Annotated in this window: 12 protein-coding genes and 2 pseudogenes; 10 read left to right on the forward strand and 4 right to left on the reverse strand. The window is 66.6% G+C overall.

Annotated features, from left to right (window positions below; translation table 11 throughout):
- Positions 1-6: 6 nt before the first annotated feature.
- Positions 7-1,227 (reverse strand): c-type cytochrome, encoded by a 1,221-nt coding sequence (locus AB4Y42_RS27325; RefSeq protein WP_368695902.1) that lies wholly within the window; start codon positions 1,225-1,227, stop codon positions 7-9.
- Between the two features lie 93 nt (positions 1,228-1,320).
- Positions 1,321-3,048: a methanol/ethanol family PQQ-dependent dehydrogenase gene (locus AB4Y42_RS27330; protein ID WP_368695903.1), complete on the reverse strand. Its 1,728-nt coding sequence runs from the start codon at positions 3,046-3,048 to the stop codon at positions 1,321-1,323.
- Positions 3,049-3,485: 437 nt separating this feature from the next.
- On the opposite strand from AB4Y42_RS27330, the gene AB4Y42_RS27335 reads away from it, so the two are divergent.
- The 10 genes and pseudogenes from AB4Y42_RS27335 to AB4Y42_RS27380 all read left to right on the forward strand — a co-directional run.
- Entirely contained in the window at positions 3,486-5,798 is a 2,313-nt protein-coding gene (locus tag AB4Y42_RS27335) for a TonB-dependent receptor (protein WP_368695904.1), read from the forward strand.
- Positions 5,799-6,075: 277 nt separating this feature from the next.
- Positions 6,076-8,064: a sigma-54-dependent Fis family transcriptional regulator gene (locus AB4Y42_RS27340; RefSeq protein ID WP_368695905.1), complete on the forward strand. Its 1,989-nt coding sequence runs from the start codon at positions 6,076-6,078 to the stop codon at positions 8,062-8,064.
- 223 nt (positions 8,065-8,287) lie between these two features.
- The gene (pqqA, locus tag AB4Y42_RS27345) at positions 8,288-8,362 is read left to right on the forward strand and encodes a pyrroloquinoline quinone precursor peptide PqqA (RefSeq protein ID WP_006410019.1); all 75 of its coding nucleotides are present in this window, start codon (positions 8,288-8,290) and stop codon (positions 8,360-8,362) included.
- A gap of 66 nt (positions 8,363-8,428) precedes the next feature.
- On the forward strand, positions 8,429-9,352 hold the full coding sequence (gene pqqB, locus AB4Y42_RS27350) for a pyrroloquinoline quinone biosynthesis protein PqqB (RefSeq protein ID WP_368695906.1): 924 nt from the start codon (positions 8,429-8,431) through the stop codon (positions 9,350-9,352).
- Positions 9,353-9,354: 2 nt separating this feature from the next.
- Positions 9,355-10,074, forward strand: a complete 720-nt coding sequence (gene pqqC, locus AB4Y42_RS27355) for a pyrroloquinoline-quinone synthase PqqC (RefSeq protein WP_368695907.1) — start codon at positions 9,355-9,357, stop codon at positions 10,072-10,074.
- A complete protein-coding gene (pqqD, locus tag AB4Y42_RS27360; RefSeq protein WP_368695908.1) occupies positions 10,071-10,358 on the forward strand; it encodes a pyrroloquinoline quinone biosynthesis peptide chaperone PqqD in 288 nt (95 codons plus the stop codon). The genes pqqC and pqqD overlap by 4 nt, the downstream gene beginning before the upstream one ends.
- Before the next feature lies 1 nt (position 10,359).
- A complete protein-coding gene (gene pqqE, locus AB4Y42_RS27365; RefSeq protein WP_368695909.1) occupies positions 10,360-11,478 on the forward strand; it encodes a pyrroloquinoline quinone biosynthesis protein PqqE in 1,119 nt (372 codons plus the stop codon).
- Positions 11,479-11,491: 13 nt separating this feature from the next.
- Positions 11,492-12,268: a TonB family protein gene (locus AB4Y42_RS27370; protein ID WP_368695910.1), complete on the forward strand. Its 777-nt coding sequence runs from the start codon at positions 11,492-11,494 to the stop codon at positions 12,266-12,268.
- A 13-nt stretch (positions 12,269-12,281) separates the two neighbouring features.
- A pseudogene (locus AB4Y42_RS27375) lies at positions 12,282-12,942 on the forward strand (MotA/TolQ/ExbB proton channel family protein).
- Between the two features lie 98 nt (positions 12,943-13,040).
- Positions 13,041-13,367: pseudogene (locus tag AB4Y42_RS27380) on the forward strand (ExbD/TolR family protein); the annotation flags it as partial.
- Between the two features lie 9 nt (positions 13,368-13,376).
- Here the strand turns inward: AB4Y42_RS27380 and AB4Y42_RS27385 are convergent.
- On the reverse strand, positions 13,377-13,901 hold the full coding sequence (locus AB4Y42_RS27385) for a cytochrome b (RefSeq protein ID WP_342923619.1): 525 nt from the start codon (positions 13,899-13,901) through the stop codon (positions 13,377-13,379).
- A 62-nt stretch (positions 13,902-13,963) separates the two neighbouring features.
- The gene (locus tag AB4Y42_RS27390; RefSeq protein WP_368695911.1) at positions 13,964-15,217 is read right to left on the reverse strand and encodes an FAD-dependent monooxygenase; all 1,254 of its coding nucleotides are present in this window, start codon (positions 15,215-15,217) and stop codon (positions 13,964-13,966) included.
- Positions 15,218-15,329: the final 112 nt, after the last annotated feature.

A 15,329-nucleotide genomic window follows, 5' to 3' on the forward strand; every position in this document is an offset into this window, starting at 1 on the left:
GTTGGGTTAGTGGCGCGGTCCGGCGTTGAGCGGCGTGGTCGAAGATTGCGCGGCCTCGGCAGTGAGCTTTGCGTTGCCCGTGTCATAGCCGTTCGTGTAGAGCAGGAAGGCCATCAGATCGGCGTATTCTTGATCGCTCATCTTGCCCGGGCGGTCGGCCGGCATGTTGGTCGACATGTATTGATAGATGCCGCCGATGGTCAGATGCGAATTCGCGGCCGGGGCGAAGGCCGGGCCGCTCAGCGCCGGCGCGGTGATCCCTTCGAGTTGCGCACCATGGCATTTCGCACAGGATTCCGAATAAAGATGCTGGCCGTGCTCGACCTGCTCGTGGTCGAATGCGGGCGCGTTGCCGCCAGTCGTTGCGGCGACCTTGATGAAGGCGCCTGGGCCGTGCATGGCGCTGCGCTGATACGAGGCCTTCGTGCCTTCGAGCGAGGGCGCATTCGAGCGCGCCTCGCTCGCGGCGCTTTCCGGCAGCGTCCAGCCGCGCGTGAGTGCGGCGAGACGGCCGTCGTCGTTCATGCGGGCAAGGGCGTCGTCGATGCGCGTTTGCAGCGCACGCATGCCGGCGCCCGATGCGAACACGAGATGCCAGTCGGCATACGGCGAGGCCGTCACCGCGACCGCGAATTGATGTTGCGGATGCGCGCGCTGGTAAGCCACGACGGCCGGATACCAGACGATCGCGCGCTGTGCACGCCCTTTCGCGACCGCGTCGACGGTCAGCTCGGAGGTGTTCTCCAGGTCGAAGCGCGCGTTCTTCTGCTGCACGGCGATGAGCTGAGATGGGCTCGACCAGGTCGCCGCGACCATTTCCTTACCGTCGGCAGCGGGTGCGGCGGCGCGCGGGTGGCGCAACGTGACGCTGACATAGCCCGAGCGCAGGTAGCCTTGCGAGAAAATCATCGGCGAGCCCGATGCGTCGGCGACGCTCGAGCGCGGGAAGCCCGCAACGAGGTCGCAGTCGCGGCCCAGCGCGCTGGCGAGTTCGTGCGCCGAGATGCCGTCGTCGCCGCCATCGTCGTCGATGCCGTGGGTGACAAACGTTGCGGCCACGCCGGCGGTTTTCAGCACGGCGCGCGCGACGGCCTGGTCGAGCGCGGCCGTCGGGCTGCCCGGCAGCGTGCAGACACGCACGTCGTTCGCCGCCGCCTGGGCGCTGGTGTGCGCGCCGCCTGCCGCGAGCGCGGCGGCCACGGCGAGCCAGGTGATCCAGATATTCATGATCGTGTGTTCCAGTGAAGTCGGGGCCGCACGCAAGCGCGTGGCTTACGCACATGCGTGCGGCGAAAGGCGAGAGCGTCGTTCAACCCAGGTTCAGCCCCGGTCCAGCGCGAACACGTAGAGCGTGCCGCCGCGCGGGACATCCTTTGCCACATCGGCCATCGGGCCACCCCAGATCGGATTCGCGCCGCCGTAGCCCGCCAGCACGGCGACGTACTCCTTGCCGTCGACTTCGAACACGGAAGGCTGCGCGATGATGCCGCTCGCGAGCTGCGGGCTTTCCCAGAGCACCTTGCCGGTGGCGACGTCGAAAGCATAGAGATGGCCGTCGAGCGAGCCGCTGAACGCGAGACCGCTGGCCGTGGTCGCCACGCCGCCGTTCCAGGGCATCCTGGTCCAATGGCCCCAGAGCTTCTTGCCGGTGTTCACGTCGATGGCCTGCAGTTCGCCATAGCCTTCGCTGCCCGGTTCAGGCTTGATTTCGAAGCCTTCGCCGAGATAGGGCAGACCTTCCATATAGCTCACCGACTTGCCCGAGAGGCTCATGCACGCGTGAAGTGCGGGCACCACGGCGATGTGCCGCTCCGGATCGTAGGACACCGACCACCAGTTCTTGCCGCCCAGAAAGCTCGGGCAGGTGTCGATGGTCGTGCCGGCCTTCGGGTATTTCGACGGGTCCTGAACCGGCTTGCCGTCGTCCGTGTAGCCCGTGACCGACGTCGCCTTCACGAATGGCTCCGCGTAGATCAGCTTGCCCGTTTGACGGTCGATGGCGTGGAAGAAGCCGTTGCGGTCGGCGTGGATGATGGCGTCGTAATCCTTGCCCTTGTACTGGATGTTCGCGAGGATCGGCGTGTTGACGCCGTCATAGTCCCACGTGTCGTTGCTCGTGTACTGGTAATGCCATTTGAGCTTGCCGTTCTTCGGGTCGAGCGCGAGCAGTGAGTCGGAGTACAGATTTTCTCCGGGGCGCAGTGCGGCGAGCCACGGGCCAGGGTTGCCAACGCCCCAGTACAGCGTGCGGCTCGCGGCGTCGTAGGTGCCGGTGAGCCACGCGGCGCCGCCGCCGTGCGCCTGCATGCCGTCGGGCCAGGTCTCCGCGCCTTTTTCGCCGGAGCCCGGAATGGTGTAGCGCTTCCACACGATCGCGCCGTCGTCGGGTTTCAGCGCGGCGATGTAGCCGCGAATGCCGTACTCGCCGCCCGAGGTGCCTACGACGATCGAGCCGTCGAGCGCAAGCGGCGCGAGCGAGAACGCATAGCCGAGGCCCGGTTCGAACATCTGCTTCTTCCAGACCACCTGGCCGGACTTTGCGTCGAGCGCGGCGATCTCGCCACTCAGCATGGCGATATAGACGTTCTTGCCGTACAGCGCCACGCCGCGGTTCACCACGTCGCAGCACGCGGTCTTGAACGACTCCGCGCCGAGCTTCGGCTCGTATTTCCAGAGCTGCGCGCCGGTCTTCGCATCGAAGGCGTAGACGTTGTCTTTCGGCGTGCTGACGAAGAGGTAGCTGCCGTTGACGATCGGCGTCGCCTCGAAGCCCTGCTTCAGTTCGGCGGGGAACTGGTAGCTCCACGCCTGCTTCAGCTCGCCGACGTTCGACGCGTCGATCTGCTTGAGCGGCGAATGCGACTGGCCGTTGTAGCTGCGGTAGTACGTGAGCCAGCCTGGGTCGCTTTGCGCGCGGGTCAGGCGGTCATAGGTCACGGGCGGATAGTCCGAGGCGGCATCCACTGGGCCCGCGTTCAAGGACATCGCCGCTGCGATGGCCATGGCGCAGGTCGCAAGCCGGCTTGCCGCAGCCGAGCGTCTCTTCATCTTCGTCTCCTGAGTATTTGTCGATGCACGCCCGGAAAGCGGTCAGGCTGGATGCGCGGGGATGGGGGCCGGTCCGGGTGCGCTGCCGTTCTTGCAAGTCGTATGCCATTGGCCGCGAAGCGTTGCGAGGCGGGCGATGCAGCCGGTTGACCGGCTTCCCGGCGAGGTGCCCCGCGTGTGGCCGATGTGTTGCATTCCGGTACAGGACGCGGCGAAGAGTGTTGGCGAACGTGACAGTGGGCCGGTCGCTCAGAAAGGTGCTGCGCGGTATCGCATCGTGCCGATGACAAGCGCGGCATGGCAAAGGGCGTCGCCATGCACGCTGGCACGTTCCTGGCTAGATCACGGCAAAGAGCGGACGGTTGTGTGCGCACCGGTCGGCGCTCGACGCTACGGGGTCGAGCTGCACGAGCGGATAAAACAGATGGAGACGAAAGTTGATTCCAGAGAAGGCGGTGGGCGCCAGGCGCGCGTATGCGACGCTCGGCACGAGCCTCGCCCTCGGCGCGCTGTGCGCCGGTACATCCACACTGGCCATCGCGCAGGCACAGAGCGCAGCGGATAACAGCGCGACGAGCGAAGCGCCGGGCCCGCTCGTGCTGCCCGCTGTCGTGGTGGTCGGCACGACGCCGCTGCTCGGCATCGGTACGCCGCTCGCGAAGGTGCCGGCCAACGTGCAGACCGTGACCGCGCAGGATCTCGCGACACAGCACCGCGAAACGCTGACCGACTTCTTCGCCGCGAACCTGCCGGGCGTGAGCGTGACCGACGCGCAAGGCAATCCGTTTCAGATGAACCTGAGCTATCGCGGCTTCACGGCTTCCCCAGTGCTCGGCACGCCTCAGGGATTGTCGGTGTTCGTCGACGGCGTGCGCGTGAACGAGCCGTTTGGCGACGTGGTGAACTGGGACCTGATACCGGCCGGCGCGATCGACAAGATCCAGCTCATTCCAGGCTCGAATCCTGTCTACGGCCTCAACACGCTGGGCGGTGCCATCGCGATCACCACGAAGAACGGGCGCACGAGCCCCGGCGGCGACATCGATCTCTCGGGCGGCTCATGGGGGCGCAAGAGCGCGCAGTTCGAGCAGGGCGGCACGCTCGGGCCGCACGTCGACTACTACGCGAACGCGAACGTCACGAACGACAACGGCTGGGCCGACCACAACGCGAGCCGCGTGCGCCAGGGATTCGGCAAGCTGCGCTATACCGACGACGACACCACGCTCTCGATCTCGGGCGGCGGCGCGGACAACCAGCTGTACGGCAGCCAGACCATTCCGCGCTCGTTTCTGGACAACCCGAAACAGGCCTATACGTTTCCGGACCTGAACCGCAACAGCGTGGGCTACCTCACGCTCTCGGGCGAACACTTCTTCAACGACAACGTGGAGCTGAGCGGCAACGCCTACTATCGGCATCTGCGCAACGAGAACGTGAGCAGCAACAACACGGACTACGGCTCGATCGACGCAAACGGCAACGTCGACACGCTGGAGGGCAGCAACGTCGATTCCATCGTCACGACGGACAGCTTCGGCGCGGGTCTGCAGCTGACGCTGTTCGGCAAGCTGGGCGGCATCGGCAGCCAGCTCGTTGCGGGCGTGGCGGCGGACTTCGCGAACTCGCGCTACGTGTCGTCTTCGCGGGACGCCACGTTCACGCCCGATCGCGCGACAGTCGGCATCGGCGATTTCGTTCAGCAGACCGATGCCAAGACGCGCAACGCGAACTATGGCATCTACCTGAACGAAACACTCGCGCTCACGCCGCAATGGACGCTTACGCTGTCGGGCCGCTACGACTGGGCGAGTGCGCGCATCGCAGACGAAAGCGGCGTGCAGCCGCTGCTCGACGGCTATCACACGTTCTCGCGCTTCAATCCGGCCGTGGGGCTCAACTGGAATCCGCTGCCCGCCGTTACCGTCTACGCGACCTACAACGAAGGCATGCGCGCGCCCACCGCAATCGAGCTTGCGTGCGCGGACCCGGCTGCGCCATGCTCGTTGCCGAACGACTTCGTGGCCGATCCGGCGCTGCAACCCGTGGTCTCGAAGACTTTCGAGGCTGGTGCGCGCGGTCGCATCGGCGCGCAGACTACGTGGAGCGCCGCCGCGTTCAGCACCACGCTCTCCAACGACATCGAGTTCGTGAGCGCGGCGGGCAGCACGCAGGGCTATTTTCAGAACGTCGGCAAGACGCGCCGCCAGGGTGTCGAGCTGGCGGGCCACACGGCGTTCGGCCCCGTTAGTGTCGGCCTGAACTACAGCTATGTGGACGCGACCTACCGCTCGACATGGACCGAACAGAGCCCAGCGAATTCCTCAGCGGATGCGAACGGCGTCATCACGGTGCGGCCGGGCGACCACGTGCCCGGCATTCCGGCGCATGCCGTCAAGCTGCGGCTCGGCTACGCGGCCACGGCGCAATGGAGGATCGGCACGAACATCACGTGGCGCAGCGGCGTGTATGCGCAAGGCGATGAAAACAATCAGGATGCCAATGGAAAGATCGCGGGCTATGTGCTCGTGGATCTCGACACGCGCTATCGCGTCACGAAACGGCTGGAGGTCTACGCGAACGTGACGAACCTGTTCGACAGGCGCTATGCGAGCTTCGGCGTGCTGGGCCAGAACTTCTTCAACGGGCCCGGCCACACGTTCGACGGCGCGAATCCGGTGAACGAGCAATTCGTCGGACCAGGCGCGCCGCGCGGTTTCTGGGTGGGCCTCCATTACGCCTGGGATTGAACTCAGGGGCCGAGCGTACGCATCGGGGTGAGTCCGCATTCCTCCACGCGGGCCATTTAAGGTAATACACAGGCTGGCGAATCGCGTGGCACGTGTTTCGATCGACGCACGCTGCCTTGCATACGGTTCGCTTACACAGCGTGTTGCGCGTCGCGCGCGCATTCGGCGCAAACCGGCTGGCTGGAATCGATGGCCGGATGGCCCGGAGCTTGCTATTAGAGGACACCGAGAAATACCGAAGTGTCCGGCAAGGTACCGGCCAATCGTGGAGGAGAGCATGCGCGACGACGTACAGATGGCCGCGGGTCAAGCGGTCCAGGTGTCCAATGGCTGGCCCGCACCGGCCATTCAGAAGGCGCACGAGCGCTCGGAGACCTTCGGTCTGCGCGCGGGCGCGAGACCGGATTACGACGTGCTTTCGGGCGCGGGTCTCGAACTCAAGCGCGAGCAGAACCGCGTGCTGTGCATGCATGCCACGCCGGTCATGGAGACGCTGCACGAGCAGATCGTCAACACGCAAAGCATGATCGTGCTGACCAATGCCGAAGGCTTGATCCTGCATTCGATCGGCGACGACGATTTCCTCCAGCGCGCCGAAAAGGTCGCGCTGCGGCCCGGCGCCAACTGGGCCGAGGACCGCCAGGGCACCAACGCGATCGGCACTGCGCTCGCCGAGCGCTGTGCGATGGTCGTGCACGGCGACCAGCATTACCTCGCGGCGAACCGCTTCCTCACCTGCTCGAGCGTGCCGATCTTCGACCCGTACGGCGACGTGATCGGCGTGCTGGACGTGACGGGCGATCATCGCAGCTATCACCAGCACACCATGGCGCTCGCGCGCATGTCCGTGCAGATGATTGAGAATCATTTGTTCGCGACGACTTTTCAGGAGACGCTGCAGGTCTCGTTTCATGGCCGCCCGGAATTCCTCGGCACGCTGATGGAGGGCATCGTCGCCTTCACGTGCGACGGGCGTTTTCTCTCGGCCAACCGCAGCGCGCAGTTTCAACTCGGCCTCTCGCTCGCCGCGCTGCGCGCCCATACGCTCTCGTCGCTATTCCAGACCACCAGCGCGCAACTGATCGACAGTATGCGTGCGGGGCTGGAATCGCACCTCATGCTCAATCTCGCGAGCGGGGCGGTGGTTTGCGCGCGCGTGCAGTTCAGGCGTGCGACGCTGGCCGAAGGCGCCCGGCCCGTCGTGGTGCATGGCGCGGCTGCGCAACCGGCGGCCTATGCGACGGCGCAGCCGCCTTCCATGGGCCTCTCGCGCCTGAGCTACCTCGACACGGGCGATCCGCAAGTGGCGCTCGTGATCGCGAAGGTGCGCAAGGTGATCGGCAAGGACATCCCGGTTCTCGTCACCGGCGAAACCGGCACCGGCAAGGAACTGCTCGCCCAGGCCATTCATAACGATTCGCCGCGCCGCGACCAGCCGTTCGTGGCGGTGAATTGCGCGTCGATTCCGGAAACGCTTATTGAATCGGAACTGTTCGGCTACGAGGAGGGCGCCTTTACGGGCGCGCGGCGCAAGGGCGCGGCGGGCAAGCTGTTGCAGGCGAACGGCGGCACGCTGTTTCTCGACGAGATCGGCGACATGCCGTATCCGCTGCAAGTGCGCCTCTTGCGCGTGCTGCAGGAACGCATGGTCAATCCGCTCGGCTCGACGAAGACCATCCCTGTCGATATCGCGATCATCTGCGCGACGCACCGCGACTTGCGCGAGATGATCGCGCAGAACCGCTTCCGCGAGGACCTGTACTACCGGCTCAACGGCCTCGTGGTGCGCCTGCCGCCGCTGCGCGACCGCACGGATCTAGCGGTCGTGATCCAGAAGCTCCTGCACCGCGAATCGCACGGACGTGCGAACGTGCAGCCGCTCAGCGTCGCACCGGACGTGATGGCGCTGTTCGAACGCTGCGCGTGGCCCGGCAACTTCCGGCAGCTGGGCAACCTGCTGCGCACGGCCGCGGCCATGGTCGACGACGATGGCCAGATTCGCCGGGAGCACCTGCCCGACGACTTCTTCGACGACCTGCGCTGCTGCGGCCAGACCCAGGCATTGCCCCCGGCGCATGCCCACGCGGAGCCGCTGTTGCCGGAGGATGCGCGCCTCGAAGACGTGACCGCCTCGACCATTGCGGCCGCGCTCGCGCGCCATGGCGGCAACGTGTCGGCTGCAGCGCGGGCGTTGGGCGTGTCGCGCAATACCATCTACCGCAAGATGCCGGCTGCCGATTCCGGGCGCGGTTCGGGCGACGCCTGAAGCGCCATTCGCGCGCGGCCAGGTCGCTTCCTGTCTCCTCCACTGTCCCACGGGTGTTGCATCCTGTAGCACCCGTGTTCCGAAACGCAACACCCTTTCCACGCCGGCAGCACTGGCCGCATCGGGCGAACGCTGGCTCGCACCGGCATGCCCCTTGCTTTGAAGAGACTGGCCGCACATTCGATGCGGTATGCAGCCTCAATCTCAAACAAGGAGACATGTCATGCAGTGGACCACCCCCGCTTATACCGATCTGCGTTTCGGCTTCGAAATCACGATGTATATCGCCAACCGCTGAGCGCACGGCAGTGTGCCGTCCGCGCGGCCAGCGAGGCATGGCGGACGGCATGCAGCGAGAACGATCATGAAGATCAGGATACTGGGTTCAGGGGCGGGCGGCGGCCTGCCGCAATGGAACTGCAACTGCGCGAATTGCCGCCGCGCGCGGCAGGCGTGCGGCGATGTGCTGCCGCGCACGCAGTCGTCGATCGCGGTGAGCGGTGACGGCGTGGACTGGGTGCTCGTCAACGCGTCGCCGGATCTGCTGGCGCAGTTGCGCTCGCATCCCGATCTGCAGCCCGCGCGCGCCACCCGCGATAGCGCGCTCGCCGCCGTCGTGCTGACCGACGCGCAGATCGACCACGTAACGGGCCTGCTGATGCTGCGCGAACGCACCTCGCCGCTGCCGCTCTATGCGTGCGGGCCGGTGCTCGAAGATCTGTCGGCCGGGCTGCCGCTCGTGCCGCTGCTCGGTCATTACTGCGGCGTGGAAGCCCACACGATCGCACCGGGCGAGCCGTTCACGATTGCCGCTTGCGCCGGCCTGCGCTTTACCGCGCTACCCGTGGAGAGCAAGCCGCCGCCGTATTCGCCGCGCCGCGAGGCATCCGTGCCGGGAGACAATATCGCACTCCTGATCGAGGATTTCGCAGCGGGCACGCGCGCGTTCTATGCGCCCGGTCTCGCACAGATGAGCACCGATGTGCTCGCCACCATGCGCCGAGCCGACCTCGTGCTCGTGGACGGCACGTTCTGGACCACCACCGAAATGATCGACCTCGGCCTCTCGACGAAGCACGCGGCCGACATGGGGCATCTCGCGCAGCGCGGCGACGACGGGCGGCCGGGCATGATCGACTGGCTCGACACATTGCCGCGCGGCACGCGCAAGGTGCTCACGCATATCAACAACACGAATCCGATTCTCGACCCGCATTCCGTCGAGCACGCGCAACTGCGTGCACACGGCATCGATGTGGCCCACGACGGCATGCAGTTTCAGGTATGACGATGAACGCCCCTCTCAAGCTTGAAAACACGCATGCAATACCATGGACTGCGAATGAATTCGAGTCGCGTCTTCGTGCGCTCGAATCGCGCTATCACATCTACCATCCGTTCAACCAGATGCTCAACGGCGGGCGTTGCTCGCCCGCGCAGATCCGCGGGTGGGTCGCGAACCGCTTTTACTATCAGATCAACATTCCGCTCAAGGATGCGGCGATCCTCTCGAACTGCCCCGACCGCGCTACGCGGCGCCGGTGGATCCAGCGTCTGACCGACCACGATGGGCAAGGCGAGAACGAAGGCGGCATCGAAGCCTGGGTGCGCCTGGGCGAAGCCGTCGGCGTCGATCGGGACACGATGTGGTCGCAACGACTCGTGCTGCCCGGCGTGCGCTTCGCGGTCGATGCTTACGTGAATTTCGCGCGGCGCGCGCCGTGGCAGGAGGGCGTGTGTTCGTCGCTCACCGAGATGTTCGCGCCGCAGATTCATCTGGACCGGCTCGCGGGCTGGCCTTCGCATTACCCGTGGATCGAGCCGCAAGGCCTTCAGTATTTCCGCCGCCGCGTGCCGCTCGCGCAGCGCGATGTCGAACACGGGCTCGAAGTGACGCTGAGCCATTTCCGCACGCCCGCCGAGCAGCAGCGTGCGGTGGAGATCCTGCAGTTCAAGCTCGATATTCTCTGGTCGATCCTCGATGCGGTCGAAAAGGCGTGGCCCATATGAACCCGATAGTGTCCGATGCAGGCAGCGGCGTGCCGCTGCGCCCGCGCTTGCGCGGCATGTACCGCCTGCAGTGGGAGGCGGCCCAGGACGCGTACGTCCTGCTCTATCCCGAAGGGATGGTGCAGCTCAATTCGAGCGCGGGCGAGATACTCGCGCGTTGTGACGGCGCACACGAACTCGACGAGATCATTGGCGAGCTGGAGCGGCTTTTCAGCACCTCCGAGCTGGCGCCCGACGTCTATCGCTTTCTCGATCACGCGCGGCTGCGCGGCTGGCTCGACTGACATGGCGACCGCTACCGCACTCCCGCTCAGGCCGCTCTGGCTGCTCGCCGAGCTGACTTACCGCTGCCCGCTGCATTGCGCGTTCTGCTACAACCCGGTGGACTTCGCGCGGCACGGCGAAGAACTCGACACCGAAACATGGCGCGCGACCATCAGCGCCGCTCGCGAACTGGGCGCGGCGCAGATCGGTTTCTCCGGCGGCGAGCCGCTGCTGCGCGACGACCTGGAAGCGCTCGTCGCGCATGCGCGCCAGCTTGGCTTCTATACGAACCTGATCACGTCCGGGATCGGCTTGAACGTCGAGCGCATCGAGCGGCTCAAGGCGGCCGGGCTCGATCATATCCAGGTGTCGATGCAGGATTCCACGCGCGAACTCAACGACTTTCTCACGAGCACGCGCACGTTCGAACTCAAGCGTAACGTTGCGCGGCTCGTGAAGGCGCATGGCTATCCCATGGTCCTCAACTGCGTGCTGCATCGCTTCAACCTGCCGCATATCGCGCAGATCATCGACATGGCGCTCGAACTGGGCGCCGACTATCTGGAGCTTGCGAACACGCAGTATTACGGCTGGGCCATGCTCAACCGCGATCAATTGATGCCCACCGCCGAGCAGCTTCGCGAAGCGGAGGAGACCGTGAATCGCTATCGCGCCCGGATTGGCGAGCGTTGCCGCATTCTGTTCGTCGTGCCCGACTACTTCGAACAACGGCCCAAAGCGTGCATGAGCGGCTGGGGCAGCGTGTTTCTCGGCGTGGCGCCCGATGGCGCGGCGTTGCCTTGCCACGCGGCGCGTTCGCTGCCGGGCCTCGTGCTGCCGAACGTGCGCGACGTGCCGCTGCAGCAGATCTGGTACGAGAGCGAAGCGTTCAACGCGTTTCGCGGGGACGGCTGGATGCGCGAGCCCTGCCGCAGTTGCGACGAGCGTCACGCCGATCATGGCGGCTGCCGATGCCAGGCCTACCTGCTGACCGGCGACGCCGCCGCGGCCGACCCCGTGTGCGCGAAGTCGCCGCATCACGACCGCATCGTGCAGACCGTGGCATTCGCGAGACGGCCAACGCGCGACGACGAGCGGCCGATCGTGTTCCGCAGCAGGCAGAACTCGCTCGCGCTTTGAGTGGAGAATCGACATGGCGTCGGTCGTTGCGCGCTTCAATCGCGGTGAGCGTGTGGTATTCGGCCCGCACGTGTTGGGGCGGCGTGCTGCAATTGCCGCTGTGGTTGCGGGCGTGCTCGCGCTGCATGCCGCGCTGATCGCGGTGGCACGCTGGGGGGCGAGCGCGTCGCACGCCATGCCGGTGCGCGTGAGGGTCGTGGACGCCGTGCTGATCGCGCCGGAGTCGCACAAGAGCGAAGCGCCTGCGCGAACGTCCTCGCCGAGTCGGTCAACTCATGAAGCAATCCGAAGCGATCCTGTGCAGCCGGCTCGAACGCGTCCAGCGGCGCCGGTGCACGCGCAAAGCGTCACCCGCACGCCCTGGTCGCCAGCGGCAGCACCTGCCGCACATGCTGCCCCCGAAGCCGCAATGCCAACGAAACGCATAGCTGGACCGCAGCCGCAACCGCAGCCGCAGCCGCAGCCGCAATCGCAACCCGCCCCCGTCGCCCAGGCGCCGGCCGCGGACACGCCGCGCCGGGTCGCCCATCTGGACTGCGCGCTCACGAAGCCCGACTACCCCGCGCAGTCCTTGCGCCGCGCCGAGGCGGGCACGGCCATCATCGAAGTCGATACCGCAGCGGACGGCCATGTAGTCGCCGCGCGCGTAGCGACGACGAGCGGCTACACGAGGCTCGACGAAGCGGCGCGCGCCGCCGCGCTCGCGAGCCGTTGCCAACCGTATGCCGAGGACAGCAAGCCGGCGCCCGCACGCGCCGACGTGCCGTTCACGTTCACCCTCAGCGAATGAAACGGAGGACCACATGCCAACCTATGGAATCGCGCACCTGTGGGCTCAGGGCGATCCGATGACGCGCTTCGTGGCGGCGCTGCTCATAGCGATGTCGGTCGTGTCGTGGGCGGTGATCGTGTTGAAGGCGTTCGAGTTTGCGCGCTTGCGCCGCCATGCAGGATCCGCGCAAAGGCACTTCCGGGAAGCCGACGATGGCGTCGACGCCTTGGGCCGCCCCGGCACGCCGTTCTTCGAATTGGCCAGCGCCGGCCAGCGCGCGCTGGCGCACCACGAGGCGAGCAGCGCCGGGCACGTCGATCTGAGCGAGTGGCTGCTGCGCAGCCTCAGGGCTTCGGTGAGCGAGAGCTCGACGCGTCTTCAGCGCGGCCTTGGCCTGCTTGCCTCGATCGGCAGCACGGCGCCGTTCGTCGGCCTGCTCGGCACCGTGTGGGGCATCTACCATGCGCTGCTCGCACTCGGCGCCAGTGGCGACGCCAGTCTCGAACACGTCGCGGGGCCGGTTGGCGAGGCGCTCATCATGACGGCGCTCGGCCTGTGCGTGGCGATTCCCGCCGTGCTTGGCCACCACGCGCTCGCGCGATATCGTCGCGCAGCTCAACCGCTTCGCCTACGGGGTGCACGCGCTGTTGCTCACGGGCAGCGCGCCTGCGCCGATGAAGGAACGGGTATGAACGACGATCGCGATCTGGAAGACGAAGCGATGCCGGCGGCCGACATCAACATGACGCCGCTGATCGACGTGATGCTCGTACTGCTCGTGATCTTCATGGTGACGCTGCCGGTTCTGCACCAATCCGCGCAGCTGGCGTTGCCGCGCGCGACCAGCCAGCGCGGGGATCTGGCCGCGCCGCACGTCGACATCGTCGTCGATGCGCTCGGCCACATGAGCTGGAACGCGCAGCCTGTTCAGGAGTCCGGTCTATCGGCGCGCCTGGCGGAAGCCGCGCGGCTCACGCCGCAGCCCGAGATCCGGCTCTCGGCCGATCGCGCAACGCCGTACGGGCGTGTCGCGCAGCTGCTCGCGGCGGCGAGCGCCGCAGGACTCGCGAAGGTCGGCTTCGTGACCGAGCCGGACGCGCCGCCGCGCGGCCAATGACCGCTGGCGTTAGAGCTTCATGCGCTGCAAGACACGATCGTTGAGCACGAAACGATGAAACAGCGCCGCGGCCACATGCAGGCAGATGAACGCGAACAGCACCCACGCGAGCACGCTGTGGACGTCGCCCATGGCGTGCCCGAACGACGATCCCGCAGCGGAGAGCGCGGGCAGGGGGATGGCGCCGAACAGCGTGACGTCCCATGCGCGCGACGAGGCGTTGATCCAGCCGAGCACCGGCACCGCGATGAGCAGGGCGTAGAGGCCGACATGCGTGAGGGCCGCCACGGCGCGCATGAACGGCGTCTGGTCGTCGGGCGGCGGGCGATGGGTGGCGCGCCAGACCAGACGGCACACCATGGCGGCGACGAGCGCCGTGCCGACGCCCAGATGCCACGCAATTTCGCCAACGGGGCGCGTGTCGCGGTGCACGTCGGGCATGGTCCAGCCGATCACGAACTGCGCCGCCACGAGTGCGACGACGAGCCAGTGAAGCAGGCGCGCTACGAAGTCATAGCGCGAATCGGCGGCGATTTGCATGGGCGCTCCGTGCTCAGAAATGGTCGGTTGAAAGCCGCGATTCTAGCGTGCCGAGATTAACGGATCATTAACTGTGCAACTTGCCGGCCCCTTTTACAGCCACGTCCCCCTTGGCGCTCGTTCGGCTCCTGTGCCAGCGCGTCGAAATCGTGGATCCAGTCCAGATGATTGAGCACGCCCTCGCGCGAGCCGAGCCGGGCGTTGCGTTCCTGCGCGGCGGGGCCGTCGGGCAGATGCAGCACGTCCGCCGTGGTGATCGAAGCGTACTGCACCTTGCGCGTGCGGCCCCGGCGCAGGCGCTCGTAGGCTTCCTGCGCCTCGCGCCAGTTGCCCGGACCCGCCTTCGCCAGCTGGTCGGCCAGCACCACGGCATCCTCGATCGACTGGTTCGCGCCCTGGCCGTGATGCGGCACGAGCGCATGCGCGGCGTCGCCGATCAGCGTGATGCGGCCCTTGCTCCAGCGGCCGAGCGGCGGGCGGTGGAACAGCCCCCAGCGCTGGCTGATCGGCGCGGCGGTGATCATCTGCACGACGGCCGGGTGCCAGTCCCTGAAAAGGCGCAGCTGCTCGCCTTCCTGGGCGGGCATGACCCACTCGCGCGACGGCCACGGCGAGGGATGGCGCTCGACCAGCAGGAAGTTCTGGTCGCCCTTGTCGCCAATCGGATAGTGCAGCAGATGGCCGCCCGGCCCAACCCAGAACTGAATGGTCTCGGGATCGGGCAACAGGTCCACGCGCTCCGCGGGCACCACGCCGCGAAAGCCCGAGCAGCCCGAATACAGCGCGTCGTCGTAGCCCAGCATCCAGCGCCGCGTGATCGAGCGCGCGCCGTCGGCGCCGATCACGAGATCGGCATCGACGCGTTCGCCGTTGGCGAACGTCAGGCTCACGCGATCGGCATGCTGCGCGAGATCGACGAGCCGATGGCTGAGCTTGATGCGCTCGAGCCCGACCGCGCCCGACAGCACCGCTTGCAGATCGGCGCGATGCACGCCCCAGTACGAGCCGCCGAATTGCCCGCGGGAGTCCGGTGCGCCGCGATGGTGGCCGATCACCGCGCCGCTGCGGCCGTCGCGATAGACGAGCCCCGGCACTTCCGCGCAGACTTTCTCGAAGGCCGGGCGCAGGCCCATGCGCTCGTAGAAGCGTGTGGCGTTGGCCGAGAGCGCGACGGCCGCGCCCACTTCGCGCAGCTCGTCGGTCTGCTCGAAGAGTTGCGCGTCGATGCCGTGCTCGCGCAGCGCGAGCGCGAGTGTGAGGCCGCCGATGCCAGCGCCGACGATCGCAATCTTCAGATCACGTGGTTTCATGACTGTGTCTCCGATATTCAGATATGTGGGGTCGGCTGGCGCTGGTTCGTCACGCTCACACCGTGTCGGTATTCTCGGCAGCCGCTTCTCATTCCACAATAAAATGGAATGA

Source organism: Paraburkholderia sp. EG286B (assembly GCF_040965655.1).
Taxonomy (GTDB): Bacteria; Pseudomonadota; Gammaproteobacteria; order Burkholderiales; family Burkholderiaceae; genus Paraburkholderia.